Annotated in this window: 1 protein-coding gene; it reads left to right on the top strand. The window is 68.9% G+C overall.

Features of this window, described 5'->3' with window-relative positions; all coding sequences use genetic code 11:
* Positions 1 to 134 precede the first annotated feature (134 nt).
* Positions 135 to 1522 (top strand): IS3 family transposase gene (locus AVL61_RS13500; protein ID WP_408669425.1). Its coding sequence is split into 2 segments (ribosomal slippage): positions 135 to 495 and positions 495 to 1522, totalling 1389 coding nucleotides; the frame shifts between segments, so codons are not numbered across the junction.
* The last annotated feature ends 34 nt before the right edge of the window (positions 1523 to 1556 follow it).

Here is a 1556-nt window from a genome sequence, read left to right as displayed (position 1 = left end):
CCCCTGCGTGTCAGGGTGAGTTGAGTCCAGTGGTTCACAGCAAGTTCGCCTGACGCAGGGCGAGATCAGGATCGACCACCATGAGCAGTTCCACATTCGCTCCGCCGTTGTCCGCGGTCACCGATGATGGGGGAATGAGCAGTTCCTCTCCCCGGGCCGGCGGCCCGTCCCGGCGCCGATCGTTCACCCCGGAACAGAAACTGGCCCACCTGGCCGCCTACGAGCAGGCCTGCCAGGAACAACAGGGTGGGGCGTACCTGCGCCGGGAAGGCCTGTACTCCTCGCTGATCTCCGAATGGCGCCGGCTGCGCGATGCCGGCGTGCTCGAGGGCAAGACCGCCGGCGAGTCGGTAGGCCGCCCGAGTGCGGAGCAGGCCGAGATCGCCCGGCTGCGCCGCCAGCTGGCCGCTTCCCAGCAACGACTGGCCACGACCGAGACCGCCCTGGACATCATGGGAAAAGCACACGCGCTCTTGGAGCAGATCTCCGAGAGCGCGCCGGAGGAACCCAAGCCCAAGAAGCGCTGATGGGCGCCTACACCGAGCTCACCGCCGCAGGGACGACCACCCGGGCGGCCGCGGAACTGACCGGAGTCCCGCGGGCCACCGCAGGCCGTCGTGCGGCCCGCCCGGTCCCGGCACCTCGAGACGGCGTGGCCCCGGCCAACCGGCTCAGTCCCGTCGAACGGGACCGGGTCCTGGAGGTGCTCAACAGTGCCGAGTTCGTCGACCAGCCACCGGCCCAGGTCTACGCCACCCTGCTGGCACGCGGGGTGTACCTGTGCTCGATCTCCACCATGTACCGCGTGCTCGCCGCCGCCGCGCAGGTAAAGGAACGCCGGCGCCAGGCCCGCCACCCGGCAAGGGCGATCCCCGAGCTGGTGGCCGATGGGCCCGGGCAGGTCTACACCTGGGACATCACCAAGCTCCCCGGGCCGGTCAAGGGCGTGTACTACGACGCCTACGTGATGATCGACATCTACTCCCGCTACATCGTCGGCGCCCACATCCACGCCCGGGAATCCGCCCCGCTGGCCGAGGACATGATGCGCCGGATCTTCGGCATCCACGGCATCCCCGCTGTCGTGCACGCCGACCGGGGCACCTCGATGACTTCCAAGCCGGTCGCGGCCCTGCTGGCCGATCTGCAGGTCACCCGGTCCCACTCGAGACCCAGCGTGTCGAACGACAATCCCTATTCGGAGGCGTGGTTCAAGACCCTGAAGTACGCCCCGGTCTTCCCCGACCGCTTCGGCTCTCTGGCCGACGCCCGGGCGTTCATGGACGGGTTCGTGGAGGTCTACAACCACGACCACCACCACACCGGGATCGGACTGCACACCCCCGCCGACGTCCACTACGGCCACGCGAGCACCGTCGCCGAACAGCGCTCAGCGGCCCTGGCCACAGCCCGTGCCACTCACCCCGAGCGCTTCTCCACCACCGGAGACCCGAAGATCCTGGCCCTGCCCGCCGACGCCTGGATCAACCGACCATCGGCCGCAGAATCCGCAGCCGCCTGACACCCGCTGGCCTCAAACACCTTGAAAATTTCCG

The sequence above is a fragment of the Kocuria rosea subsp. polaris genome (assembly GCF_001483755.1).
Classification (GTDB): domain Bacteria; phylum Actinomycetota; class Actinomycetes; order Actinomycetales; family Micrococcaceae; genus Kocuria; species Kocuria cellulosilytica.
The sequence above is the reverse complement of the archived record's forward strand: the minus strand, read 5'-3'. Positions and strand labels throughout refer to the sequence as shown.